General features: G+C 65.9%; 24 protein-coding genes and 1 tRNA gene. 10 read left to right on the forward strand and 15 right to left on the reverse strand.

Annotated features, from left to right (window positions below; genetic code table 11):
- Positions 1-81: 81 nt before the first annotated feature.
- The 7 genes from cofH (at position 82) to IPG14_RS06065 (ending at position 9281) form a co-directional block, all read left to right on the forward strand.
- Positions 82-2532: a 5-amino-6-(D-ribitylamino)uracil--L-tyrosine 4-hydroxyphenyl transferase CofH gene (gene cofH / locus IPG14_RS06035; protein ID WP_343391196.1), complete on the forward strand. Its 2451-nt coding sequence runs from the start codon at positions 82-84 to the stop codon at positions 2530-2532.
- Between the two features lie 72 nt (positions 2533-2604).
- Positions 2605-3831 carry an MFS transporter gene (locus IPG14_RS06040; protein WP_343391197.1) on the forward strand — a complete coding sequence of 409 codons (1227 nt, stop codon included), beginning with the start codon at positions 2605-2607 and terminating at the stop codon, positions 3829-3831.
- A gap of 50 nt (positions 3832-3881) precedes the next feature.
- Entirely contained in the window at positions 3882-5084 is a 1203-nt protein-coding gene (locus IPG14_RS06045; protein WP_343391198.1) for a CoA transferase, read from the forward strand.
- Entirely contained in the window at positions 5081-6397 is a 1317-nt protein-coding gene (locus IPG14_RS06050; protein WP_343391199.1) for a CoA transferase, read from the forward strand. Before IPG14_RS06045 ends, IPG14_RS06050 begins: the two co-directional genes overlap by 4 nt.
- Positions 6394-7371, forward strand: a complete 978-nt coding sequence (locus IPG14_RS06055; protein WP_343391200.1) for an alpha/beta hydrolase — start codon at positions 6394-6396, stop codon at positions 7369-7371. The genes IPG14_RS06050 and IPG14_RS06055 overlap by 4 nt, the downstream gene beginning before the upstream one ends.
- A gap of 6 nt (positions 7372-7377) precedes the next feature.
- The gene (locus IPG14_RS06060; RefSeq protein WP_343391201.1) at positions 7378-8748 is read left to right on the forward strand and encodes an adenylate/guanylate cyclase domain-containing protein; all 1371 of its coding nucleotides are present in this window, start codon (positions 7378-7380) and stop codon (positions 8746-8748) included.
- On the forward strand, positions 8745-9281 hold the full coding sequence (locus IPG14_RS06065) for a nitroreductase family protein (RefSeq protein ID WP_343391202.1): 537 nt from the start codon (positions 8745-8747) through the stop codon (positions 9279-9281). Before IPG14_RS06060 ends, IPG14_RS06065 begins: the two co-directional genes overlap by 4 nt.
- A 9-nt stretch (positions 9282-9290) precedes the next feature.
- Here IPG14_RS06065 and IPG14_RS06070 read toward each other — a convergent pair.
- From IPG14_RS06070 to def, 10 genes are all read right to left on the reverse strand, one after another.
- A tRNA-Arg gene (locus tag IPG14_RS06070) sits at positions 9291-9365 on the reverse strand.
- Positions 9366-9422: 57 nt separating this feature from the next.
- On the reverse strand, positions 9423-10319 hold the full coding sequence (locus tag IPG14_RS06075; protein WP_343384258.1) for a PH domain-containing protein: 897 nt from the start codon (positions 10317-10319) through the stop codon (positions 9423-9425).
- Between the two features lie 5 nt (positions 10320-10324).
- The gene (locus IPG14_RS06080; RefSeq protein WP_343384257.1) at positions 10325-11251 is read right to left on the reverse strand and encodes a branched-chain amino acid transaminase; all 927 of its coding nucleotides are present in this window, start codon (positions 11249-11251) and stop codon (positions 10325-10327) included.
- A gap of 76 nt (positions 11252-11327) precedes the next feature.
- Positions 11328-11750: a hypothetical protein gene (locus IPG14_RS06085; protein ID WP_343384256.1), complete on the reverse strand. Its 423-nt coding sequence runs from the start codon at positions 11748-11750 to the stop codon at positions 11328-11330.
- 37 nt (positions 11751-11787) lie between these two features.
- Positions 11788-12645 carry a hypothetical protein gene (locus tag IPG14_RS06090; RefSeq protein ID WP_343391203.1) on the reverse strand — a complete coding sequence of 286 codons (858 nt, stop codon included), beginning with the start codon at positions 12643-12645 and terminating at the stop codon, positions 11788-11790.
- Positions 12642-12767: a hypothetical protein gene (locus IPG14_RS06095; RefSeq protein ID WP_343391204.1), complete on the reverse strand. Its 126-nt coding sequence runs from the start codon at positions 12765-12767 to the stop codon at positions 12642-12644. The genes IPG14_RS06090 and IPG14_RS06095 overlap by 4 nt, the downstream gene beginning before the upstream one ends.
- Positions 12768-12774: 7 nt before the next feature.
- On the reverse strand, positions 12775-13347 hold the full coding sequence (locus IPG14_RS06100) for a DinB family protein (protein WP_343391205.1): 573 nt from the start codon (positions 13345-13347) through the stop codon (positions 12775-12777).
- Positions 13344-13937: a maleylpyruvate isomerase N-terminal domain-containing protein gene (locus IPG14_RS06105; protein WP_343391206.1), complete on the reverse strand. Its 594-nt coding sequence runs from the start codon at positions 13935-13937 to the stop codon at positions 13344-13346. Before IPG14_RS06105 ends, IPG14_RS06100 begins: the two co-directional genes overlap by 4 nt.
- A gap of 1 nt (position 13938) precedes the next feature.
- On the reverse strand, positions 13939-15291 hold the full coding sequence (gene eno, locus IPG14_RS06110; protein WP_343391207.1) for a phosphopyruvate hydratase: 1353 nt from the start codon (positions 15289-15291) through the stop codon (positions 13939-13941).
- A 9-nt stretch (positions 15292-15300) separates the two neighbouring features.
- The gene (gene def / locus IPG14_RS06115) at positions 15301-15795 is read right to left on the reverse strand and encodes a peptide deformylase (protein WP_343384250.1); all 495 of its coding nucleotides are present in this window, start codon (positions 15793-15795) and stop codon (positions 15301-15303) included.
- 112 nt (positions 15796-15907) lie between these two features.
- Here def and IPG14_RS06120 point away from each other — a divergent pair, with 112 nt between their 5' ends.
- Both IPG14_RS06120 and nadC read left to right on the forward strand, forming a co-directional pair.
- On the forward strand, positions 15908-17467 hold the full coding sequence (locus IPG14_RS06120) for an L-aspartate oxidase (protein WP_343391208.1): 1560 nt from the start codon (positions 15908-15910) through the stop codon (positions 17465-17467).
- The gene (gene nadC, locus IPG14_RS06125) at positions 17464-18318 is read left to right on the forward strand and encodes a carboxylating nicotinate-nucleotide diphosphorylase (RefSeq protein ID WP_343391209.1); all 855 of its coding nucleotides are present in this window, start codon (positions 17464-17466) and stop codon (positions 18316-18318) included. Before IPG14_RS06120 ends, nadC begins: the two co-directional genes overlap by 4 nt.
- 8 nt (positions 18319-18326) lie before the next feature.
- Here the strand turns inward: nadC and IPG14_RS06130 are convergent, their stop codons facing one another.
- The 5 genes from IPG14_RS06130 to pepN form a co-directional block, all read right to left on the reverse strand.
- Positions 18327-18611, reverse strand: coding sequence for a hypothetical protein (locus IPG14_RS06130; protein ID WP_343391210.1), 285 nt, complete (start codon positions 18609-18611; stop codon positions 18327-18329).
- Positions 18612-18620: 9 nt separating this feature from the next.
- Positions 18621-19787 carry a M50 family metallopeptidase gene (locus IPG14_RS06135; RefSeq protein ID WP_343391211.1) on the reverse strand — a complete coding sequence of 389 codons (1167 nt, stop codon included), beginning with the start codon at positions 19785-19787 and terminating at the stop codon, positions 18621-18623.
- A gap of 20 nt (positions 19788-19807) precedes the next feature.
- Positions 19808-20959, reverse strand: coding sequence for a 1-deoxy-D-xylulose-5-phosphate reductoisomerase (locus IPG14_RS06140; RefSeq protein ID WP_343391212.1), 1152 nt, complete (start codon positions 20957-20959; stop codon positions 19808-19810).
- A gap of 46 nt (positions 20960-21005) precedes the next feature.
- Positions 21006-21944, reverse strand: coding sequence for a TIGR03560 family F420-dependent LLM class oxidoreductase (locus IPG14_RS06145; protein WP_343384244.1), 939 nt, complete (start codon positions 21942-21944; stop codon positions 21006-21008).
- A gap of 75 nt (positions 21945-22019) precedes the next feature.
- Positions 22020-24563: an aminopeptidase N gene (gene pepN, locus IPG14_RS06150; RefSeq protein ID WP_343391213.1), complete on the reverse strand. Its 2544-nt coding sequence runs from the start codon at positions 24561-24563 to the stop codon at positions 22020-22022.
- Between the two features lie 223 nt (positions 24564-24786).
- On the opposite strand from pepN, the gene IPG14_RS06155 reads away from it, so the two are divergent.
- On the forward strand, positions 24787-25596 hold the full coding sequence (locus IPG14_RS06155) for a nuclear transport factor 2 family protein (protein ID WP_343391214.1): 810 nt from the start codon (positions 24787-24789) through the stop codon (positions 25594-25596).
- Positions 25597-25682 lie beyond the last annotated feature (86 nt).

A 25682-nucleotide genomic window follows, 5' to 3' on the forward strand; every position in this document is an offset into this window, starting at 1 on the left:
CAGGATCTCTGGGTTATGCTACGCACGCGAGGGGGTAAGTTCAACTTCTGAACTGACTGCCGCGGCGAACGGAGGCACCAGATGCTCGCAACCACCGAACCGCTCCTGCAAAGAGCCCTCAGCGGAGTCTCACCTACCGACGAGGAATCACTCTCACTCGCCGGCGAAACCGACCTCCAGCCACTGCTCGAAGCTGCTTCGTCCCTCCGCGACTCCTACCACCGGAACATCGTTTCGTATTCGAGAAAAGTCTTCATCCCGCTGACCCAACTCTGCCGGGACGTATGCCATTACTGCACCTTCGCGAAACCCCCGGTCCCGGGAGAGCGAGCCTACATGACGCCGGAACAGGTGCTGGAAATCGCCCGCGCCGGCGCGGCTCAGGGCTGCAAGGAAGCGCTCTTCACCCTCGGGGACAAGCCCGAGCTGCGCTACAAGGTCGCTCGCCGCGAACTCGATGAAATGGGCTATGCCAGCACCATCGCCTACCTCACGGCAATGGCCGAACTCGTCTATCGAGAAACCGGCCTCCTCCCACACGCCAACCCGGGCGTCATGACGCGCGAAGAAATCGCGGCCCTCCGCAACGTCACCATCTCCCAGGGCATCATGCTCGAGAGCGTCACCAGCCGGCTCCACGAAAAGGGCCAGGTCCACTACGGCTCGCCCGATAAACACCCCGCCCCGCGACTCCAAACGATGCGCGATGCCGGCGAACTCCAGGTCCCGTTCACCTCCGGTATCCTTATCGGCATCGGCGAAACCCGCCGCGAACGCATCGAGTCCTTCCTCGCCCTGCGCGCGCTCCACGCCGAATACGGCCACATCCAGGAGATCATCGTCCAGAACTTCCGCGCGAAGCCGGACACCAAGATGGCCAACGCTCCCGAACCGGACCTCGACGATCTTCTCTGGTCCATCGCCGTCGCCCGGATTGTCTTCGGCCCCGAGATGAACATCCAGGCTCCGCCCAACCTGAGTTATGACGAGTATCCGAAGCTCGTCGCCGCCGGCCTGAACGACTGGGGTGGGGTTTCGCCCGTCACCCCGGACCATGTCAACCCGGAGGCCCCCTGGCCCCACCTTGAGTCCCTCCGCGACCACACCGCCGAGTGCGGCAAAGTCCTAACCGAACGGCTCGCCGTCTACCCCGCCCACGCGCTCGATTCTGCCCGCTGGCAGTCCCCCGAAATGGCCACCGCCGTCATCCGCTCGATCGATGGTGATGGTTTCGCCAGGGTCGACCCCTGGTCCCCCGGCGATGCCGAGACGCCGCCGCCGGTAGTCGATTTGCCCCGGAAACTCGATGCCGCGCGGGTGGTTAACACGGCCTCTCGCGATGTCCCGGAGATACTCTCCCGGGCCGAGGCTGGCCTCGGACTCTCTGAAACCGAGATCGCCCGTCTCTTCCAGGCGCGCGGCGATGACTACCACCTGGTCTGCGCCGCCGCCGACCGCCTCCGCAAGCAGGTCAACGGCGACACCGTCTCGTACGTCGTAAACCGGAATATCAACTACACCAACATCTGCTACTTCCGCTGCCAGTTCTGCGCCTTCGCCAAGGGCAAGATGAGCGAAAGCCTGCGCGGCACTCCCTACGACCTCGGCCTCGACGAAATCGTCCGCCGCTCGCAGGAAGCGTGGGAGCGCGGCGCCACCGAGGTCTGCATGCAGGGGGGTATCCACCCCGAGTACACGGGCCAGACCTACCTGAACATCCTCGGCGCCGTGAAACAAGCGCTTCCCGCCATGCACATCCACGCCTTCAGTCCGCTCGAGGTTGCCCAGGGCGCCGAAACTCTGGGCATCTCCGTGCCGGCGTTCCTTGGCAGGCTGAAGGCCGCTGGCCTCGGGACGCTCCCCGGCACCGCTGCGGAAGTCCTCGATGACGAAGTCCGCGCCACACTCTGTCCCGACAAGCTCTCGACTCAAGAGTGGCTTGATGTCGTTGAGGCTGCCCACCACGCCGGGTTCCGCACCACCTCGACAATCATGTACGGCCACATCGATGGCCCATTGAACTGGGCACGCCACCTCGTGCGCCTCCGTGAACTCCAGGAGCGAACGGGCGGGATCACCGAGTTCGTCCCCCTCCCGTTCGTCCACATGGAGGCGCCTCTCTATCTCAAAGGCAAGGCGCGCCAGGGCCCGACCTTCCGCGAAGCCGTCCTGATGCATGCCGTCGCCCGGCTCGCCCTTCACCCACTTATCACGAACATCCAGGTCTCGTGGGTCAAGATGGGCGTCGAAGGCGTCAAGGCATGCCTCGCGGCCGGCGTCAACGACATGGGCGGGTCGCTCATGAACGAGAGCATCTCTCGCGCTGCCGGCGCCGGCTTCGGACAGGAGCTTCCACCGGAGGAGATGGAACGAACGATCCGCGTCATGGCTCGTAACCCGCGGCAGCGCACAACGGAGTACGGACCCGCCCCCGAAGAACGCCAGATCGCGAGCTTCAACGCGCCGGAACTGCTTCCTCTCGTCCTCACACCGGCGAAGAAGTACGAGCGGAAGTCCCCAGTCACCGCCTGATTCCCCGGTCGTCTTGCGCCCGGCATGCGCCGGTGTACAGTGCCGCGATGAACACTCGGGCGGAGGCACCGCGTGACCCAATCGGGCAGTAATCGGCAGGGCCTCGCCCTCCTCATCCTTGCCCAGGCCATCTCCGTCACCGGCGACATGGTGCTGCTAACGGCGGCCTCCATCGCCATCTATCGTGTCACCGGTTCGGCCACCTCGGTCAGTCTCCTCCTCGGCCTCGCCGCCATCCCCACGCTCCTCCTCGGCCCGATCGGCGGCACCTTCGCGGATTGGTTCCCTCGTCGGCGGATCCTCGTCGGCGCCGACCTTGCCGCGGCCCTTGCCTGCTTCGCGGCCTTCGGGCTCGCCGCCAGCGCCTCAACCACAACCACAGCCTTCGTCGCTGTAGCCGCGGTTGCCTCGCTCGGCGCGTTCTACCGCCCCGCCGCCCAGGCCCTCCTCCCCGCCCTCGCCTCGCGGGACCAGCTGGGACGGGCGAATAGCGCCCTTCGGCTGGCGACCAGTCTGGCGAACATCGTGGGGCCCGCGCTCGCCGCATTCATGATCGCACGGGGCGGGCTCGATTTCGTCCTCGCCGCCGATGCCGCCAGCTTCCTCGTTTCCGCCGGTCTCGTGCTGATGATCACCAGGGTGCCAGCCCAGCAGGCCAACGGCGGCCGCCGAAATCCGTTTCCCGATGCGTGGGCGGGACTCTCCTACGTGCGCCGCCACGGACCCATCCGCACGGTCACGCTGGCGATCGGTGTCGTCATGCTTGTCGGCACGCTTGTGAATACCGGCACGCTCCCACTTGTCTCCGAGTCACTCGCCCTACCCGAGAGCCGTTATGGCACCCTCCTCGCCATCGAGGGCGTCGGCGCGATGGTGCTGGCCGTGCTCTTCGTCATCGTAGGCCCGGGGCGGAAGCTCCTCGTCACCGGTGCGTTCGCACTCATTGGGACCGGTGCCACGACGCTGCTCCTCAGCAGCGCCCGTGGGTTCGAGTTGGCGGCCGGTGCCCTGCTCCTCCAGGGAGCCAGCGTCGTCGCCCTCCAGGTCGCCCTCTCGAGCTACCTCCAGCGCGAGGCGGCGGACGCCTTCCGCGGACGCGTGATGGCACTCGTCGGCATGGTCGCCTCGCTCGCCCAGATCGCTGGATACGCAGTCGCCGGACCACTCATCGAGTGGCTCGGCCCACGTTCGGCGCTCGTCATCGCTGGTCTCGCGGTCTGCTTCGTAGCGGTGCCCGTGGTCTCCCTCGCCTTCACCATGGCCCGTGCCGAGCGCACCGCCCCCGCGCCATCTGCCTGACAACAGCGGAAACCTCCGGTAGATTCGAGCCCAACCAACCCGGAGGATCGATGGACGCACTCGAAGGGCTCACCGTGCTCGACTTTACCGGCCATATCGCCGGCCCTTATTGCACCAAGCTCCTCGCCGATATGGGCGCGCGCGTCATCAAAGTCGAACGCCCCGGCGGCGATGTCTCCCGGTCTCTCCCTCCCTTCAAGGATGACATCTCCGGTCCCGAGCGCTCAGCCACCTTCCACTACCTCAACACCAACAAAGAGTCGGTCGTCGTCAATCTCAAGTCGCCTGCCGCCCGCGAAATCGTCCGGCGCCTTGCCGGAATGGCCGACCTCATCGTGACGGCCAGTTCGCCATCTCAGGAGGAGCACCTCGGGCTCGACTACCCGACCCTCAGCGCCTATGCGCCCATCCCGGTCCTCTCTATCACGAACTTCGGTCACTCCGGGCCTTACCGGGACTACCGCCTCTCAGACACCGTCCTCTACGCCATGGGCGCCGAAATGTATTCGCACGGTCTCGCCGACCGCGAGCCGCTGAAGCTCGGTGGCACGGCAGCGCTCCTCCAGGGTGGCGCGATGGCGTCGGTGGCCGCCATGGGCGCCATCCACGCCTACGAACTCGACGCCCTCGCCCAACTCGTCGAAGTCCCGCTCTTCACCGTCCAGGTCAGCAACATCGATCGGCGCAGTTCCAGCATCCTCGGCTACCGCTTCTCGGGCCGAATCCAGGAGCGCCCAACCGGCGCCTCCGCGGGTATTGCCGGCGGCATCTACCCCGTTGCCGATGGTTACATCGAATTAACTGCCTCGGCCGGCAACTACTGGCGCCGCTTCGTCGAAATGATCGACGACGATGCCCTGCGCGACCCGAAGTGGGAGAACCCCATGATCGCCCTCGACCCGGCAGCCAAGGAAGAAGCCGACGCCATCGTCTACCCCTGGATGCTCTCTCATACGCGCGCCGAGGTCTGGGAGGCTGGGCGCAAGGCTCACGCCATGGTCGCACCCCTGAATACCGGCCTGGACATCTGGGAGGATACGAACTTCCACGGGCGCGGCGTCTGGACCGAGGTTGACCACCCTCTGCTCGGCACGCTGCCCATGCTCGGACGTCCGTACATACTCGAAGAGACTCCCTGGCGCATCCGCTCCGCAGCACCCTGCCTCGGCGAACACACCAGGCCCGTCCTCGCCGAAGCAGGGATCCCCAGCGCTGAAATCGATCGCCTGCACAGCGAAGGAGTAATCGCGTGAGCGACCGCCTGCCACTCTCCGGTATACGCATCTGCGACTTTACCGCCGTCTGGGCCGGCCAGACCGCCACCATGTACCTGGCCGACATGGGCGCCGAGTGCATCAAAGTCGAGAACCCTTACATCTGGAACCCGATGACGCGCGCAGCATCGCCGCGCATCAACGGGATGATCGCCCAGATGCTCCCCCCATGGATCGCCGGGCACCCCACGGACCCGGGGCCGCGACCGTGGAACAACAGCCCGGCCTTCATCCAGGTCCTCCGCAACAAGAAATCCTTCACCGTCGACAGCCGCCGCCCGGAAGGCCTCGCCATCGTCCGCCAGCTCGTGCGCATCAGCGACATCGTCGCCGAAAACCTCGCCCTCGGGACGCTCGACAAGCTCGGGCTCACCGACGACGCCATCCGCGACTTGCGGCCCGACGCCATCATCCTCCATATGCCCGCCTTCGGGCGTACCGGGGCATACACCGAGGGCCGCGGCTACGGCGCCCACATCGATAGCGTCGCCGGTTCGTCGGTCTTGCGCGGCTACCGTGATTCTTCCCCGGGAGACAACACCAGCATCTTCGCCGGCGACTTCTGGGGCGGCATGCACGGTGCCGTTGCCGTGATGGCCGCCCTTCGCCACCGCAGAAGGACCGGCCGAGGCCAGGTCATTGAGATGGCCCAGGTCGAGTCGTCCATGCACATGTTCCCGCAGGCCGCGCTCGATGCCGCCTGGAACGGCCGCGCCCAGGGTTCCGTCGGTAACCGCAGCGTCGAGGGGTTCGTGCCCAACGGTGTGTTCCCGGCCGCGGGCACGAACCGCTGGATCGCCATCAGCTGCCGCTCAGATGCGGAATGGCACGCGCTGGTCGGCGCGTTGGGCAGTCCCTCGTGGGCCACGACGCCTGACCTCGCGGCTCGCACCGGCCGCGCCACCCGCGAAGATGAGCTCGAAGCACGCATCGCCGAGTGGTCCGCCAACAAGGACCGCGACGACCTATTCCACGCCCTTCAAGCAGCCGGTGTCACCGCTGGTCCCGTGCTCAACGCCAAAGAAGCCGCCGAAGACTCGCATCTCGCGGCAACCGGCACGTGGAAGCGTCTTCCTGCCACCGAGGATTATCCCGAGGTCGACTGGCTCCGGCCGGCTTACCGGTTTTCGAAGTCCGAAGTTGACCTGCGCGAACCACCGTGCCTCTTCGCCGAACACAACGACTACGTCTACCGGGAGGTTCTCGGACTCTCCGAAGAGGAAATCGCGCAGCTCCGGGAGGCCGGGCACATCGCCGAGACCTTCGCGCCGGAAGCGTTGGCGGGCGCGTGATCCCCGGGACCCAACGAACCTGGGTCGAACGCGACGGCGTCCGTCTGCGCGTCCATCACGCTGGCAACGGACCGCTCGTGGTCCTGCTCCACGGCTTCCCCGAGCTCGCGTACTCCTGGCGGCACCAGTTCGGGCCCCTCGTTGCCGCCGGTTACCGGGTCGTCGCCCCGGATCAGCGCGGCTACGGCGAAAGCAGCTCGCCACCGGACATCGAAGCATTCGCTCTCGAAGAACTCGCCCGCGATGTCGCGGCTGTCATCGATCACTTCGGAGGCGGGCCGGCGGCCGTTATCGGCCACGATTGGGGGGCGCCGGTCGCCTGGCACAGCGCCCTCCGCTTTCCCGGCCGCATCCACGCTGTCGGTTCTTTGAGCGTGCCTCACGCCGCAAGGGCGCCGGCGCCGCCCCTCGAACTGATGCGCAGCGCCGCCGGGCCGGAATTCGTCCACTATGTCGACTACTTCCAGGAACCTGGCCTGGTCGAAGCCGAGTTCGAGCAGAACGTCCGTGACTCCCTCCTGGGATTCATCTGGGCCATCTCCGGCGATGCCCCGCGGGATGAACGTTTCAAGCCGATACAGCGTGGAAAGCGCTTCCTCGATTCGCTCACCGTCCCGGCGGCCCCGCCTGTGTGGCTCACAGACCAAGACCTCGAGACCTACGTCGCCGCATTCCGGCACTCCGGATTTCGCGGCGGACTGAACTGGTACCGCAACGTGAACCGCAACTGGGAACAGGCCGCGGACCTCGCGGACGCCGTCGTCGCTCAACCGGCGCTCTTCGTCACCGGTTCGCGAGATCCCGCACGAAATCCCACCGCGATTCACCGCCTCCACGAGGTCGTCCCCGACCTCCGCGTGTCCGCGGTGCTCGAAGGTTGCGGCCACTGGACGCAGCAGGAGCGCCCCGAAGAAGTCACTCAACTCTTGCTCGAATTCCTTAACGCGGTGTGTGACGCTTCGCGTACCATGTGACGATCTGTGGAACCGATCATCCAATACGCGGTCGCCCGTGATGGCGTAAACATCGCAATGAGCACCCTCGGCGCAGGCCCGCCGGTGGTGTTCCTCCCTGTGCTCCCGCTAAGCCACCTCCAGGTCGAGTGGGAGATGCCGGGCCTCCGCGAATTCCTCGAACGGTTCGCCGAACACCACCAGGTCGTGCGATTCGACGCCCGCGGGCTCGGCCTCTCCGACCGCGAAGATTCCGACCGTTCGCTCGATGCCCACTTGCTCGATCTCGAAGCTGTCGTCGAACGCGCCGGACTCGACCGGTTCGCGATCTTCGCGGCCAGCTATGCCGGCCCGATGGCAATCCGCTACGCCGCCCGCAATCCATCCCGCGTCTCACGCATGATCCTCTGGTGCACCCACGCCGCCTATGCCGACGTCGTCGGCAAGCTCCCGCAACAGGCGAACCAGCAGCGCCAGGCCGTCAACCAGCTCGCCGCTGTCGACCAGGACCTCTACATCCGCACCTATTTTCACCGGGCCGTGGGCTGGACCGAAGGCGATACCGCAAACCGTTTCGTCGAAGTGGCCAAGAAGAGCATCGACCCGGACCGGTTCTTCGAAAACCTCGCCAATCATCAGGCCTTCGATGCGAGGGAAGACCTGCCCAACGTCCGCTGTCCCACCCTCGTGTTCCATCGCCCTGCGTTCGTCGGCTCGAACGTCGATGTGGCGAAGGGCCTGGCAGGCCAGATTCGCGATGCAAGGCTCGCGCTGGTGCCCGGCGAGTCCGTCGCACCATTCGTGGGCGATTCTGAGACAATCGTCGAGGCTTCCCTCGCTTTTCTGGCGGAAGACCAGCAACCTCCTTCAGCGGTTGATGACTGCGCCATGCGCACCATCCTTTACACCGACCTCGAGGCCCACACCGCCATGATTCAGCGGCTCGGTGACGTTCGTGGACGCGAGGTGCTGCGTGCGCACGAGCGCCTCGTCCGCGAGACGCTCCGCGAGCATGGCGGCGACGAGGTGAAAGCTCTCGGCGATGGTGTCCTCGCCGCGTTCCAATCCACCCAGCAGGCGATCCGCTGCGCCATTGCCCTGCAGCGCGCGAACTCGGCGGCAGCTCCCCTCCACGGGGAGCATCTCTCGATCCGCGTGGGAATCAATGCGGGAGAGCCGATCGCCGAAGGCGATGACCTCTACGGCAATGCTGTCACCGTCGCCTCGCGGCTCGCAGCGTTCGCCCGGGGCGGCGAAATCGTCGTCTCGCGCGTCGTCCGCGAACTCGTGTCCGGCAAGGGCTTCCACTTCGTCGAAGGCGGCGAGGCCCATGTCGCCGCTGCCGAGTCCCCGGTACAGCTGTACAAAGTCGAATGGCGAGAGGCGGTTCCCCGTTGAGTGAGACATACGACACCATCGTTTCGAAGCGGGATACGCGCCGCTTCAGCGACCGCCCAATCCCTCCCGATACCCTCGCCCGCCTCGTCCAGGCGGCCCGCATGGCCGGGAGTGCCAAGGCAGCTCAGCCGGTGCGCCTCGTCCTCGTCAGCGATCAGGCCCAGAAGGAACGTCTTGCCGCGTGCGGCAACTTCACGCCACACATCCCCACCTGCCAGGTTGCCGTGGTCTTCGTACTCGTCCCGGAAGCTGGCGTGGTTGGCGCACCGTTCGCGATCTTCCGCGGACCCTTCGATGCCGGCCGCGCCGCCCAGAACCTGATGCTCGCCGCCTGGGCCGAAGGCATCGCCAGTTGCCCGGCGTCCATGCATCACGCTGAACAGGCAGCCGAAGTGCTCGGTCTCCCTGAAGGCCACGTGGTGGCCAACGTCATCGCTCTCGGCTACCCCGCCGACGACCCCGACCCCGTGCTGGGTACTCGCCCGCGGCTGCCGGCCACCGACTACGTGCACCGAAACCGGTGGGGCGAATAGCCAAATCGTTGGTACCCCCGACAGGACTCGAACCTGTGCCTTCGGCTCCGGAGGCCGACACTCTATCCGCTGAGCTACGGGGGCAACTCTCCACCGATGGTAGCCCTTGCGCTGCTTTGCCGCACGCCCGCCGGGCGCATGTCAGGCCCTGCTGTACGCCAGGACAGCCGCCCCGAAGAGCACACCTTGCAGCAGCCCCGAGGCCGCCATCAGCCAGAGGCCGGCAGCCCGCTCCCTCGCATGCAGGACGACTCCCGCGGCTGCGTTGAAGCCCAGTATCCCCGCCCCAAGGTAAGCCATGCGCAACAGCTCCCCCTTGTTCCCCACCCGGACAATCCCACCCAGCTCGGGGAAGCTGAGTTCCACCACGTTCGGCAGGTCCGGATACCGGGCGAACACGTAGCCCCCAAGTGCCGCGCAGGCCAGCGCGGCGATCCCCAACGCCAGCATCGAAACCCGGTCCCGCCAGAACGGCATTGCCGCCAGCCCCGTCGCAGCAGAACGGTGCGAATACTCTTCAACTGGGGCCAGCGCCGCCCGCGACTGGATCTCCTCGGCGAACGCCGCCTGGTCCAGGACGGTCAGCGCGTAGGCCTCGCCCGTCGTTACCAGGTAGAGAAGTTCGTCGGGAGTGCTGTGCGTCGAAAAGAACAGCGTGAAACCCAGCCGCTTCACATCGGCCGCGCCAACGTGGCAGCCCCACCAGTTAAGCCCCTTAACGCTTGCCGAATCGAGCGTCCGCCCGGGGACCATTCTCTGGATCGCCGCTATCGGCACGACGATCCGCCGGAAGCCCCATCGAATGGTCAGCGCATCGCGGTCGATAACATAGCTGAGCGCGAACACTCCGTACGCCCAGTTCGCGAACAACAATCCGAGCCCCGCCGCCGACGCACAAACAGTCCACGCCACGAACGTCTTGAACTCGGCCGGCGCCCCGAACGCCACCGCGCCCGCCAGCAACGCTGCCACGAATGCCCACGCTGCGAACGCACCCCCGACGATCACGCCAAGGGCCCGCGGCGGTTGGAATTCCACCGGCCCTAGCGTGCGATGCGTGCGCGTGCCGGTGTGCACCATGCCCGGTACTTCTCACTCCTACCGCGAATTGCGTCGTAAAACAGCTCGCTCAGCTGGCTCGTGATCGGCCCGGGCCGCCCCTCTCCAACCTTGCGCCGGTCGATCTCCACGATCGGCGTCAGGTGCGCTGCGGTGCCCGTCATGAACACCTCATCGGCGATGTATAGCTCCGTCCGGTCGATTTCGCGCTGGACAATCGGGATGCCAAGGTCGTCGGCCGCCATCTGCATCACGCTCTTCGCAGTGATGCCCTCCAGCACGTTGTCGGCCGGCCCCGGCGTGATCAGCTGGCCGTGCCGGATCATGAAGATGTTCTCGCCGCTGCCCTCCGAGACGTGGCCGTTCTCGTTAAGCATGATCGCCTCGTCGAAGCCGTTCGCGTTCGCTTCGGTTTTCGCCAGGGCGCTATTCACATAGATGCCCGTTACCTTCGCCCGCGGGGGGATGCCGGTATCCTGGACACGGCGCCAGGTGCTCGTGTGGCAACGCGCCGTTTCCGGGAGGTAGGCGGGGAACGGCGAAAGGAAGATCAGCGTGTCCACGTCCACGTTGTGCAACCGCACTCCGAGGACTTCCCCCGAGAGGTACACCATCGGCCGGAGGTAGACGTCCTCGGTGAACCCGCTCCGCTCCACGAGCTCGACGGCGATCTCACAGAGCTTCTCAACCGGCTCTCGCATCTGCATGCCAAGGATGTGTGAACTCTGGCCGAGCCGCTGCATGTGCTCCCGCGTGCGGAACAGGTAGGTCGTCTGCGCCTCTTCGTTCCAGTTGCCGCGGATACCCTCGAACACGGCTGTCCCGTAGTTGAAGGCGTGAGTCATGATCCCGATCTTCGCCTCGCTGAGCGGGACGATGTCGCCCTGGAAATACGCGTACGGTGTTGGCATGGTGCTCCTTCGCCTCTGGGAATGGTCGGGTTCGCGATGAGTATAACCAGCGGCAGCCCGCGGTTCCCCGGTCGGGTCAGTCCTCCAGCGACCGGCTGAAGAACGTCCCATCCTTGCACTCTTCAACGGTCAGCTCTTTGGCCGCCAACCGCCGCTGCACATCGTCCGGCGGCAACGGCGGGGTCCGCGTTACCAGCGAAGTCGGTTCACTGACCGCGTCCTCCAGGTACTGCACGAACTCGTCGTTGTACTTCGCCAGGTCGGCCGGCGGGTTGGTGGACTTCATCGTCTTGATGAACTCCTTGATCACGTCGGCGATCTCCGCCGCGGTCGTCTTGCTCAACAGCGCATTCGAGAAGTCGGAGGTGCCTTTGCAGATGGCTGCAAGGTACTCCTCGTCGCTTCCGCCGCTCTTCGGCGTGTCGTCGTCATCACCGCAGCTGGCGAACAGGGCGAGTGCGGGCAAGAGCATTGCAGCCGCGAACAGGTAACGTCGCATCGGCAAAATGCTACATCTTCGGGGCGTTAGGCGACGTTCAGAGCAGCAGTCTCTTGGGCGCCGAACGCGGCTCCCTTCGCCAATTGTGCACCAGGTACCGCCGCACCCCATCAACCTCAACTGGCTCGATCCGGCAGCGGGAGGTCGTCGCGAGGGCGCCCGCCCGCTCGCGCCAGCCTTGTAGCGAATGCCCGTCGCCGATCTCGAAGACCGCATCAAACTCGCGCAGTGCGTCCGCCTGGGCAATCCCGAGGTCGGTCAACCAGCCAAGGTGGATCTCGGCCAGTCCCATGTGGAAGTCCCGGTCGCCGAAGGTCATCGCCACGTGGTCCGGCCCCGATTCGTTCCCCGCGACGAGCAGCGTCGAACCAAAGTGCGAAAGCGAGAGGTCAGTCGCTGCCCGGTACAGTGGCCCGAGAACCTCGTGTGCGGCGAGGATTTCACCGGCGCGAAAGGCATGGAGGGCGAACTGCGTCGCATGGTGTTCCGGTGCGATCGCGATGCCGCCTCCATCGAGCCACTCCTGCCACTCCGCCGCGCCGGTCCGCAACAGGTAGAGCATCGATGACTGGAAGTCCGCGGCAGACCGCACCAGCGGCGTCGCCGCTGCATAGTTTCCCCACTGCACCGCGTGCAGCGCCTCGAGCCGGCACAACCAGGACCGGGACCAGAGCCCGAGCGCCGCGACCATCGCCTGCGTCCGGGACTTCGCTCCGGTGGAGGCCGCCGCGACTCCACCTTCCAGGTTCAATCCGTCGAGAACGGCAGCGAGGTCGCCATCCAGCACGAACGAAGTCTGCCGGTGCGAATCGAGACTGCCGCCCGCGTCCGCAGCCGGGCGGCCTGCTCCCGTCGCGATCGGGAAGACCTTCGGCGGCGAAATGCGAATACTCATGAGTCAACCTCCAGCATCTCCTCGAGGGCATCGAGCCGATCGACGACGGACTCGGGCTGGAGCGGCCCGAACGTCGCGTCCCCGACGAGCGGACTGGGAACGAGTGCGAATCGGCGAGTCATCGTTACCCTACTTGTTCATCGCCCGCTGGTAGCCCTGGACGACGGGATCATCGAACCACGGCGCCAGCTCCGACTGCCAGTGGGGCAGGGCCCGGCACATATCGATCGCATGCATCGGGTCGTGCTTGCACCAGCCGCGCAGGTACGCGCCCAGGGGGATCTCCGCCGCCGCACGCTTCGAGTCGCCGGCGAACTTGAGGATCCGCGCGAGGTCTTCCTCAGTGAGGGCCTTCAGGTGACCCGTCAATTCCCGTCGCGCCCGCGCCGCTTCCTCCAACAGTGATTCCACGCCGGCCTTCCGCCGCTCCACCACCTGCTGCTCGTTCCAATTGTCGATGTCGACCCGGGCCCCGTCCGGAGTCCGCATTCCGGCGTCCTCCCCCCGGTGGATCGCGCGGAACATCTCCCCGACGGGGATGTCGATGGTCGCAAGGTGGGCGATGAAGTCGCGCACGAACCAGGTGCTTTTCGGCGCCTGCCGATCGAGCTCCTCCGGAGACAGCGACCGGCAGAACTCCTCGAAACGTGCCCTGTGCCCGTCGAGTTCCGTGATGACTTCCAGGACTACCGGTGTCGTCATTCGTCTTCCTCTTCGTCCGGCAGGCTGGCGACGTACTCCCGGGCCTCGGCCAGCAGGCCCGCCTGCCATGCCTCCCGGTCTTCCCCTTCCACTTCCGCCTCGAGCAACCAGTTCAACACGAGGGCGTCCATGCGCACCTCCGGCAAGGCATCAACAAGCGGGAAGGCATGGCCCAGGCAATGACCGCCGAACACGCGGAGGGTCTCCATCAGCGGCGCCGGCCCGAACTGGTCACCCACCCGCTCATCGGGGATCGATTCAAGCGCCGCCACGAGCCCATTGATCCCCGTGCCGAACAGCGTCATCAACTCCCCGAGACTGGCGTTGGCCAGCCGTGTAGCCGTCTCCGCGTTGACCGCGTCCGGGTCCCATCCGGGCGAAATCGGGGATTCTCCCCGGACCCACCTCTCGATCATTGCCGCGTAGTCGTTCAGCGACTGCGCCAGGTGACCAAGCAGTTGCCGGACGCTCCAACTGGTGCCCGGCGCCGCCCGGTCGAGGCCGCCTTCCGGCGCCAGCGCCGCGATGTGCTTCACGGTCGCCTGTTCGTACATGAACCGGTCGGCTATCGCCCGGATTTCGGGAGTCATCTCAGTGCCGGGCTCGCGGAGGACGCCGGTCGGTCCGGGGTGCGCGGCCGCGGGTCGCTGCCTCGCGGGCGGGCCGAGCCTCGAGTTGCTTGATGCTGTCCCAGCCCGCATAGCTCGCACCGGGCCCAAGTTCCGCTTCAATCTCCAGCAGGCGGTTGTATTTTGCCGTCCGCTCGCTCCGCGCCGGCGCACCGGTCTTGATCTGGCCGGCACCAGTCGCCACCGCGAGGTCTGCGATGAACGTGTCCTCGGTCTCGCCCGATCGGTGGCTGATTACCGCCGTCCAACCGGCGCGTTGCGCCATCTCGATGGCCTCCATCGTTTCCGTCAGCGTCCCGATCTGATTCAGCTTCACGAGGACGCTGTTCGCGGACTTCTCTGAAATGCCACGCCGGATTCGCTCGACGTTGGTGACGAACAGGTCGTCGCCAACCAGCTGACAGCGGTCACCGGCCTTCGCGACGAGCGACGCCCAGCCCTCCCAGTCGTCCTCCGCGAGGCCGTCTTCAATAGAGCGAATCGGGTACTTCTCCACCCAGCCAGCCCAGTGATCGACCATTTCTGCCGAAGTCAGGATCCGCTTCTCCTTGGCGAGCGCGTACTTTCCGCCGCTGAACAGCTCCGTCGAGGCAGGGTCCAGGGCGAGCACCGCGTCGCTCCCAGGCTTGTACCCTGCCCGCTCGATCGCCTCGACCACCACCTGGACGGCGTCCTCGTTGCCGGGCAACGACGGCGCAAACCCGCCTTCGTCGCCGACCGATGTTGCCAGACCTCGCTGGTGGAGGATCGCATGCAGCGCGTGGTAGACCTCCACTCCCATCCGCAAGCCCTCCGAGAAAGTCTCGGCGCCAACTGGCATGACCATGAACTCCTGGAAGTCCGTGCTATCGGGTGCGTGCTTCCCGCCGTTCAGGATGTTGAACATCGGCACGGGCAGCCGGTGTGCGCCCGCCCCGCCGAGGTAGCGGTACAACGGCAGGCCCTGCGATTCTGCCGCAGCGCGTGCCACGGCCAGCGAAACACCCAGAATCGCGTTCGCCCCCAGCCGGCCCTTGTTCGGTGTCCCGTCCAGTTCGCAAAGCACACGGTCAATCGCCCGCTGCTCGGTCGCAGGGAAATCCTGGAGGGCCTTCGCGATCTCCGTATTCACGTTGCGCACGGCCTTTGAAACGCCCTTGCCGTTGTACCGCTTTCCGCCATCCCGCAGTTCGACCGCCTCGTGGGCTCCTGTCGAGGCTCCGGAGGGCACCGCCGCGGTCCCTGTGGCGCCGTCGGCGAGCATCACCGTGACATGCACGGTCGGGTTCCCGCGCGAGTCAAGGATCTCCCGCGCCTCGATGGATTCGATGAACATGCCTGCTCCTTAGCCCCGCACTTCCGGTGCATCGCTCAGGGGAATGAGCGAATCCGGGCTCGCGAGGTAGTCGATGTAGAGGATTCCATTGATGTGGTCGATTTCGTGCTCAAGCGCTTCAGCCAGCAGGTTGTCTTCCGCCTTGATCCGGACTTCTTTGCCCGTGTACGGGTCGACGCCCTGCGCTACTACTTTCACTGATCGGGTGATCTCCCCGCGGTAGCCGGGAACCGAGAGGCAACCCTCGTCACATCGCCGCTCGCCCGAACGCTTCACGATCTCGGGGTTCACCAGGGCGATCGGGTTGTCGTCCCCAACGTCAATCACAACGACGCGCAGGGAAACGCCGACCTGTGGCGCGGCAAGGCCAACGCCCGGTGCGTCGTACATCGTCTCCCACATGTCTTCGACGAGCTTGTGGATCGACTTGTCGATGGTCCGTACTCGCCGTGCTTTTTCTCTCAGCACGGGGTCGCCTGCACGGCAAATGGGGAGGATGGCCAAAGGGACGAGCTCCGGGACGATCTGGTGCGCCGCTGCGCCTGCCGTAGTGTATCGCCACTGGGCCTGATGCGCCCTTGGCGGACGACTTCGTGTCTGATCTACACTAACTCTCATGCCCGCTCCCAACCCGCGCGAAGTCTCCGCACCGGCGCGAAGCCGCTACTCCCTGATCGTCATCGGCAGCGGCATCTCTGGCCTCTTCGTCGCTCTCGAAGCACGCAAGCTCGGGCCCGTCCTCGTCCTCACCAAGGGCAGCATCGATGACTGCAACACCCGCTGGGCCCAGGGCGGCATCGCCGCCGCCGTCGGCCCGCTCGATTCCACCGCCCAGCACCTCGCCGACACCATCGCGGCCGGTGACGGCCTGGTCGACGAAGAAGCCGCCCGGGTCCTCTGCGAAGAAGCGCCGGCCCGGATCAGGGACCTCGTCCAGTACGGTGTCTCCTTCGACTCCCTCGGCGGCGAAGTCGCACTCGGGCGGGAAGCCGCTCACAGCCACTCGCGCATCCTCCACGCCGGCGGCGACCGCACCGGCGCCGCCATCGAGACCGCCCTGAGCGCCGCCGTCCGCGACCCTCAGATCACGGTCCTCGATAACACCCTCGTCACTTCCCTGGCAGTCGAGCGCGGCCGCGTGACCGGCGTCGAAGCGATCGCCCTCCAGACCGGCGCCACGGAGTACTACGAAGCCGACGCTGTGGTGCTCGGCACCGGCGGCGCCGGCCAGCTGTTCTCGCATACCACGAATCCCCAGGTGGCAACCGGGGACGGCATTGCCCTGGCCTTCGATGCCGGCGCCGAAGTCGCCGACATCGAGTTCTACCAGTTCCACCCAACCGCCCTCCGCCTCGAGGGCGCACCGACTTTCCTCATCTCCGAGGCCGTCCGCGGCGAAGGGGCTATCCTCCGTAACCACGCGGGCGAGGCCTTCATGGCCCGCTACCACCCGCTCCGCGAGCTCGCTCCCCGCGATGTCGTCGCACGCGCCATCGTCGCCGAAATGCGCAGAGAAAACGCCGACGGCCAGTTCCTCGACTGCACGGGCCTGAAATCGGTCGACCTCGCCGCCCGTTTCCCCGGGATCCATGCCTTCTGCAGCAGTGTCGGCATCGATATGCGTACACAGCCCATCCCGGTCGCACCGGCCGCTCACTACCTCATGGGTGGTGTACGGACGGACATCTGCGGCCGCACAACGCTCCCTGGCCTCTTCGCCTGCGGCGAGACGGCCTGCACCGGCGTCCACGGGGCAAATCGCCTCGCCAGCAACTCCCTCATGGAGACCGTCGTATTCGGGAAGCGCGTCGTCGAACACATCGCAAGCGGTGAAGGCGGCGCCGCCCGGTCCGCACCTTCGCTTTCGCCCATCTCACCCGGCGAGGGGGCGCCCCCGACTCATGCCCGGTTACAGGACCTGATGTGGCGGAGCGCAGGTATCGAACGCGACGCCAGCTCGATGCAGGACGGGCTCGACACCATCAACTCCTGGGACCACCCTGGAACCCCCACAACCCGGCCAGCCTTCGAACGCCGCCAGATGGCGAGGCTCAGCGCCCTCATGCTCCATGCCGCCCTCGCCCGCACCGAGAGCCGCGGCGGACACTACCGCAGTGACTATCCATCGCGTGACGACGCTCGCTGGCGCCGCCAGCAGGTATGGGTGCGCGAATGATCCAGCCGCCTCCGGAAGGCGTCATCCGTCTTGCTGTTGAAACGGCCCTCGCCGAGGACCGTGCAGCTGAAGATGTGACCACGCTCGCCGCCGTCACCCCTTCTCTCCGGGGCACTGCCCGCTTCCTCGCGAAGCAGGATGGCGTCCTCGCCGGCCTGCCGGTCGCACTCGAAGCGTTCAGGGTGTTCGACCCCACCGCCGGGCTCGCGGTCCACGTCCAGGAAGGTGGAAGGTTCGCGGCGCGCTCCATCCTTGCCGAAGTCACCTGCAGCGTCAGGGCCATGCTCCAGGCCGAACGCGTCGCCCTGAACTTCCTCCAGCGCCTCTGTGGCACTGCCACCCACACGCGCGCCTTCGTTGATGCCGTCGCCGGCACCGGCGCCGTCATTCTCGACACCCGCAAGACCACTCCCGGCCTTCGCGACCTTGAGAAATACGCGGTTCGCTGCGGCGGCGGCACGAACCACCGGCGCGATCTCGCCGCTATGGCAATGATCAAAGACAACCACCGTGAAGCACTCGCCCGCGCCGAAATGTCCCTCGCCGACGGCGTTGCCGCCATCCGCCAGCGCACCCCCGGCGTCGCCGTCGAAGTGGAGATCGATGACCTCGATCAGCTGGAAGCGGCCCTGGCCGCGAGACCGGAGTGGATTCTCCTCGACAACATGTCCAACGCGGACATGGCCGAGGCGGTGCGGCGCACTCACGGCCGCGCAAAGCTCGAAGCCAGCGGCGGCGTAAACCTGAAGTCCGTCCGCGCTATCGCCGAAACCGGCGTCGACGCGATCTCCGTTGGCGCCCTCACCCACAGCGCCGGCAGCGTCGACATTTCCCTCGACCTGGAATTCTGAGCTTCGCCTCAGCGGTCCGCGGAAGCGGGTTCCGGCGCCCTGGCGAATCGCCGGAGGGCCAGCAACGCCGCTGCCGCTGCCACAGCTGCGGCAGCGCTAATCCCCATCCCGGCGCCGTCGGATCTACCCAGCATCGGTACCGCGAGTCCGGCGACGACGGCCCCGAACATGCACACCGGCAGCATGCCGATCCCCGCGTTCCCGCGTGTCGCCACCGACCACGCCAGCCATGGCAGGAAACCCAGCGCCAGCCAGGTCACCACCATGAGCGACACGAAGATGAACGCAAACATCGCGTCCTGTCAGGTCACAAGGCGGGCGATGTCGAAGTACGTGACAATCAATACGCCAACCATCATCAGGGCGAATCCTGCGAAGTGGACCAGGCCTTCCTTCTCCGGCGAAATCCGCCGTCCCCCGCGGACGATCTCGAGGAAGACGAAGAACATCCTGCCGCCGTCAAGCATGGGGATCGGCAGCGCGTTGAAAATGGCGAGGTTCAAGGAGAGCAACGCCGCGAACTCGATCAGCGGCCGCCAGCCCGCCTCCTTGATCAGGTCCCCCGTCGTATCGGCGATCCCCACCGGACCGGTAAATGCCGGCTGGTCTTCCCCCCCGACGCTCGCGCCACCTCCGCCGCCGACCCGCACACGGATCTCGTTGACGGTGAGCACCATGGTATCAACCAGGGAGCTCGCACCTTTCGGGAATGCCTCCCATGGCCAGAACCATTCGCTCTCCGTCTGCGGGTACTTCAGTTCGCACGAAATAGGCTCGGAGTTCTCGTTGTACGTGCAGGTCTGCGGCGCGCCGATTCGCACGCCGGTCGGGCCTTCGTCGGCCGGCGGATGCCAGCGGGCGTAAACCTCCGCGGTCAGCGTCGCGCCTGCCCGGACGATGATCCACTCCTGCGTCTCACCGAGGTTCAGGCGGCTCGCGTACACCATTTCCGAGGTGTTCTTGATCTCTCGGCCGGCGACCTCGATCACCAGGTCCCCCGGCTGGATCCCCTGCACCGGGGCAGTCCCATCGCGCATTTCGCCGGTGATCGTCGCCTCGGAGGCGGGCGAGCCCTGTGCGACTTCAACGATCTGGGCCATCGAGAGCGACCGCTCCCGTGGGATCATGAACCCGACCGAGAGCAGGAAGACGGCCAGCACCAGGTTCATAGCCACGCCGGCGCCCATCACCGTCAATCGCTGCCAGCGCGGCGCCGCGGCGAGTGACCGCGGGTCGGACGGATCCTCTTCGCCCAGCAGCCGGACAAAACCGCCGATCGGCAGCCAGTTGAGTGAGTACTCAGTCCCGCCCTTGGTGAACAGCGTCTTCGCTTTCGGCGGGAAGCCGATCCCAAATTCCAGCACCTTGATCCCAAAGGCCTTCGCCGCAAGGAAGTGCCCGAATTCGTGGATGAGCACCAGGATGAGAAGAAGGCTCAGGAACGGCACGGCCGCTCGGACAATTGCCACGGCGTCAAAGGCTAGGAACATCAAGCGCTAACCCCCACGGCAACCCGGCGGGCTGCCTCTCGAGCGATTCGGTCGGCCTCGAGAACAGTCTCAAGATCAGGATCGGCAACACGCTCGTGCTTCTCCAGCACGGCTTCGATGATACCCGGGATGTCGAGGAAGCCAACCTCGCCCGCGAGGAAGCGCTCCACGGCGACTTCATCCGCGGCGGCCATCGCCGCCGGAAACGTCCCCCCTCGCCGGCCCGACTCCATGGCCAGCTTCAGGCAGGGAAACCGGTCGGTGTCCGGCGTCCCGAAGTGGAGCGTTCCGATCGCCCCAAGGTCGAGTGTGGGCATTGGCGGGGCCGGCATACGCTCCGGATACGCCAGCGCGAGTTGGATCGGCAGGCGCATATCCGGTACTCCAAGCTGGGCCTTCACGCTCCCGTCACTGAACTCCACCAGCGAGTGGACGACGGACTCCCGGTGCAACACCACTTCGACTTTTTCCATGGGGACGTCAAACAGCCACATCGCCTCGATCGTCTCCATGCCTTTGTTCATCAGTGTCGCCGAATCCACGGTGATCTTGCGTCCCATGTTCCACGTGGGGTGGTTAAGTGCCTGTTCAGCAGTCACGCCGGCCAGTGCGCTGCGGTCGAAGTCCCGGAAGGCGCCGCCGCTCGCCGTGAGCAAGATCCGCCGGATACCGTGACTCTCCTCGCCCCAGAGGCACTGCCATATCGCGGAATGCTCGCTGTCTACCGGGTGGAGGGCGCCCCCTCCTGTTTCCATCGCCCGCCGCACGATGTGCCCGGCCATGACCAGTACTTCCTTGTTCGCGATGGCAACCGGCTTGCCCGCCCTCAGTGCCGTCAGCGTCGGCGCCAGCCCGGCTGCGCCCGCCGTCCCAACAAGCGGAATATCGCACGCGAGCACCATCTCGACCGTGTCTGAGCGCCTGCTGCGTGCCTGTTCCATGGCGTCCGCCAGGGCGCCGCTCGCCGCTCCCTCCCACGACGCCCACGAAGGCCGGAACTCATCGATCTGCGCCGCGAGCAACTCATGATTCCGCCCGGCCGCCAGGGCCACTACTTCCCAGCGGTCCGGGAACTGCCTGATCACATCAAGCGCCTGCCGCCCGATGGAACCCGTCGAACCGAGGATGGCGACCTTCTTGCGATCAGTCATTCCTTCGATCGTACGGCTCGCACCAGCAGCGCGACAGCGGGGCCGGCTACTTCCCCGCGAAGGCCGGGATTACCTGCTCCGACCAGGCCAGCAACGCGTCCCAGTCAAGCGGCGGGCGCTGCGCGATGTTTACCCGTGCTGCGCCCGCATCCTTGAAGCGCCCCACGAGGTCGATTGCCTGGTCGGGTAGCCCGAGGACGACCCCCCGCCCGCGCATGGCGTCGCTCGCAGGGCCCCATGTTTCGCGGTACTGGCGCTCCGTCCGCTCCAGGTCGGATGCCGTCGCAGCCATGTGGAAACTCAGGTTCACGTTCCGTTCGATAGTGGCTGGGTCGCGCCCTTCCTTCTCACACCACATGTCGAGTACCCCTTGCAGCCGCTTGAATTCGTCCACGCTCGGGTATGGCGTGTTCCAGCCGTCTGCGTGGCGTGCTGCGATGCGAAGCGTCCGCTTCTCCCCGTTGCCTCCGACCCAGATCCGCGGGCGCGCCTGAACGGGCTTCGGGTTACAGGCAGCGTTGTTCAACTGGAAGTGCTTCCCCTGGAAGTCCGAGCGGTCCTGCGTGGTCAGCATCCTGACCACTTTCACCCCCTCCTCGAGGATGTCCATCCGCTGGCCGATGGGCAGGAACGGGATGCCATAGCCGGCGTACTCCTGCTGGTGCCAGCCGGCGCCGAGTCCGATTTCAAGTCGCCCGGCGCTGAGGTGGTCGATAGTCACCAGCGCATTCGCGAGGATTGCCGGGTGCCGGTAGTTCATGCCCAGGACCAGCACGCCGATGCGGACGTTCTTCGTCTCGCAGGCCATCGCCGCCATGCAGGTGGTAGCCTCGAAACAACTTCCGTTCCCGTCGACGGGAGGCGCCTCGTAGAAGTGGTCCCAGACATCCACCCAGTCGAAGCCTGCGGTATCCGCCCAGGTCCAGGTCTTCCGCATCTCCGCCATCGAGATGTTCTGCTGTCCGATGTGCAGTCCGAATTTCACGACGCCTCCTCAGTTGGCGATAGGCCGCAGAAGCGTACCGCCTCGCGCGCCACGGATGCGAAAGTGCCCCTTCGGCTACCCCGCCGCGAACTCCCGGCAGCGGATCGCCCGCAGCAGGTCATCGTTCGCTTCCCGAACCATCCGGGCCAACACCGGGAGCTCATCTCCGTACCCGGCAAGGACCGCTTCGCTCTGCGATAGCAGCTCCCGCTCAACCCGGTAGCCGGGGAACAACGCGCGGAAATAGTCCGAGGCGAACTCTTTGTCCTTTGTCCGAAAGACGTTTGGAAGCGCGCCGAAGTACGCCTCCACATACGGTTCGAGCACCTCCCGCTGCTCCGCCCAGTTGAACCCGGACATCGCTGCCCCGGTCAGGTAGAGGGACCCGTAACCCTCGCCGTTGAACCTCTCCCAGGCGCTCGCCTTGGCCTCGGCGGCGGGTGATGACGTCTCGCAACGCAACTTCGCGCGAACCCCCCTGTCCGAAGGGTCGCGCTGAGCCTCGGCCGTCACCCGCTCGGCGGCGCCCGGCATGCCGTAGGCCACGTGCTTCGCGGCGATGCTCCAGCGCATGTCCTGGTCGATCGTCAGGCCCTCGACCGCCTCTTCGCCATCCGCCAGCCGGGCGACCAGCGCCAGGTCTTCCGGGACCACCGCATTGGCGATCAACGCGCGCACCCAGATGATCTGCAAGTCAGGAGAACCGGCGGCCTTCAACGCGCCGTACGCCGCCCGGGCGAGTGAATGCGCTTCTCCGGCCTTCCACTCTTCGGGCACGTACCGGCCGGCTGCTGCCGTCGCGTTGTTCACCACAGCCTCGACCAATTCGGGCATTGCTTCCCGGGTGATGTGGGCACGCACCAGCTCGAGGTATTCGGTGGACCGGAGCTGCTGGTCCCGGACCATGCTCCAGAGCGATCCCCAGAGCTGCAGCCGCAGGAGCGCGTCCTCGATCCGCTGCATGTTGCCCTTGAGGAACGTCAGCGATTCGGCGTCGAGTGCGATCTTTGCGTATCCGTGGTCTCCGTAATTCGGGAAGACCAGCGATGGCCGCGGCAGCCCCCGGGCTTCGGTCACTTCCGCCTCGGCCGTGGCGATGGACGCCGGCACGACACTGATCTCGAGCTTCCCCTGGACATCCCGGACCAACCCGATGTCGATGCGGTGCGGCCGAATCGTCGGGTACTCTTCAGGCGCTGTCTGGCCCAGGGAGAACTGCGAAATTCGGTCCCCGTCAGCCTCCCAGCGGGCGCCGATGGTGTTCAGCGAAGGTGTTTCCAGCCAGAGCCGGGCCCACTCCTTCAAGTCCACCCCGCTGCCCTTCTCAAGCGAACCAAGGAACTGCGAAAGGGTCGCGTTGCCATAGGCGTGCGTCCGGAAGTAGTGGCGCATGCCTTCGCGAAAGCCGTCCAGGCCGATCGCCTTCACGAGCTGCTTCAGCACGCTCGCACCCTTCCCGTACGTGATGCCATCGAAGTTCAGGAACGTCTGGTCCGTGTCCTCCACCTGCCCCGCGATCGGGTGCGTCGTGACCAGTTGATCCTGGCGATACGCCCAGTTTTTCATCCCCGAGGCGAAGTCCTGCCAGCCCGTCTTGAAGCGCGTCGCATCATCCATGCACAGGTACGACATGTACGTCGCGAAGCTCTCGTTCAGCCAGAGGTCATTCCACCAGCGCATCGTCACGAGGTCGCCGAACCACATGTGTGCCATCTCGTGCAGGACCGTCTCGGCCCGCCCCCGCCGCTGGTTCTCCGTGGGCGGGTCGCGAAACACCATGTACTCGTTGTGCGTCACGCAGCCCACGTTCTCCATGGCGCCGGAGTTGAACTCCGGTACGAAGATCTGGTCGTATTTCCCGAACGGGTACGGGAAGTCGAAGAACGCCGCGTAAAAGTCGAGCCCTTGCCTCGTCACCTCGAACAGTTCCTGCGTGTCGAGGTGCTTCGCCAGAGACTTCCGGCAGAAGAGTCCGATATCCACGCTCCCGTGCCGTTCCCGGGCCACGTGGTATGGCCCCACGACCAGCGCGAACAGGTACGTGCTAAACGGCTGCGTCGCCTCGAACGCATGGAGCGTCCGGCCGTCGGGCCGCGGCTCGGCGCTGGTCTCCCGGCTGTTCGCGACAACCTCCCACTCGGCCGGCGCGAGCACAGTCAGCCCGTATGTGCCCTTGATGTCGGGCTGGTCGAACTGCGGGAACAACCGGTGGCTCTCATAAGGCTCGAAGTTGGAGTACAGGTACTCTTCGCCGTCCTCGGGATCCTTGAACTGGTGGAATCCATCGCCTTCGTGGTCGTACTCGTTCTCGTATACCACCCGCACGGTGTTGGATTTCGAGACCGACGCGGCCGGCAACCAAAGCCGGTAGCCGTTCCAGTTCGGCTCCAACCGCCGCCCGTTGACTTCCAGCAATTCGATGGACTTGCCCCGAAAATCGAGGAACAGGTCGCCGCTCCCCGCGGCATCAAACCGCAGCGTTGTGTCTCCGCGGTATGTCCCGGCGCCCCGAGTGAGTTCGATCGCGATCGTGTACTCGCAGCCACTGACGCGCAGGGCACGCGCCTCCGCCTCGGCCTGGGTCAGGTTGTCACGCAGCTCTGGTGTGCTGATCGTCATGGCTTCGCTCCTCCGGCAGCCCTCTCGGGCGGGGTCGAACGAGCTTACAGCGCGCGCCGGCACGCCTCCAGCCGAGCACTTCACACTCCGCCACCCGACGTCGCGAACCCGGCGCCACTTCTCGCTCTGCTTCCTCCCGGCGTCCTCCTACTCGCCTACCCCGCATTCGTGACACGGGGTACAATCCGCCGGCACCCTCGCAGGACAGGTACTGCTGACGCGTATGTCGAACATCCCCGCGGTCAACGCGCTCCTCACCGCCATCAATCACGATCGATTCGCCGAAATCGAGGCGCACCACGCCTCCGATGCGGTCTTCCACTCGTTTCGCGGCCCAACCCTCCGCGATAGCGTCGCTATCGCGGACTGGCACCGCGAATTCCTGCGGGACTACGCAGACTGCAACTACACCGAACTCGAGTACGTCGAGCAGGGCAACACCGTGGCCCTCCGCGCCACGATCGAAGCCAAAGCCTACGACTGGCGCCCGTTCACCCAGCGTATCGTCGAGGTGTTCGAATTCGATGACGCCGGCGAGATCAGCGCCCGCCGCCTCTACGCGATGCTCCGCGACATCGAAATCGACAAGGCCGCGACCGCCTCGATGACTGACGCTCAGGGCTTCCAGGGCGGTAGCGCCAGCACGACGAAGGGGGTCGTGGACAAGTTCCTCACGTCCGTCGCCGCCGGTGACATCGACGGGATGAAAGAGCCCATTCACGACAAGGCCACCCTGATCGACGGTGTCTACGGGATCGCTCACGGATTCGACAACATCCTCGCACTGAGCGGTTCCCGGCCTCAGCCCGCGTTCGGGACTCTGCGAGTGACCCGCGTGCTCACCGGAGAACACGACGCCATGTTGGAATGGGCCATCGAGCCCTCCCGGCCGCGGCTTGCCCAGTGGTTTCGGCTCGTCGACGGCAAGGTGCGCGTCGTCGAGGTCTACTGGATGCTGCGTGAAGTCGGCGTCAATCCCATGGAGAACTACGCCAACGACCGGCACCGCCGGCAGGTGATTCTGCCGATCTAGTCATCCTCGGCCGTCAACAGGACAGTCCTTGAAAATGCAAAGGGGCGCCTCTCGGCGCCCCTTCTGTTTCTCCGCTCGCCCTCCGC

The sequence above is a fragment of the Candidatus Amarobacter glycogenicus genome (assembly GCF_016704105.1).
GTDB classification, from domain to species: Bacteria; Chloroflexota; Dehalococcoidia; order Tepidiformales; family Tepidiformaceae; genus Amarobacter; species Amarobacter glycogenicus.